General features: G+C 60.4%; 1 protein-coding gene. It reads right to left on the bottom strand.

Annotated features, from left to right (window positions below; translation table 11 throughout):
• Nucleotides 1–268: GNAT family N-acetyltransferase (locus KVT38_RS33750; RefSeq protein ID WP_217598080.1), on the bottom strand; the 268-nt coding region annotated here is incomplete at both ends.

Below are 268 nucleotides of genomic sequence, written 5' to 3' on the forward strand. Positions count from 1 at the left end.
AGGCATACGCGCCTTCATTCTGCTCGTTCACGTCGACCTCCAGTCCCGGGCCCTTCATGCGCTCTGCATGCCGGATCAGCTCGCTGCCGATTCTCTGTCCATGATAATCGGGATCGGCGAACAGCATCTCGGTTCGTTCGCCGTCAAGTCCCATGAAGCCGACCGGGGCACCATGCGCGTCGCGCGCGACCCACAGCTCGACCGCCCCGAGCGCTTCGTCTCGCACGATACGATGATAGAATTGTATGTCCGTTTCCGCCAGAAAATG

The sequence above is a fragment of the Cohnella sp. GbtcB17 genome, from assembly GCF_019091135.1.
GTDB lineage: Bacteria > Bacillota > Bacilli > Paenibacillales > Paenibacillaceae > Cohnella.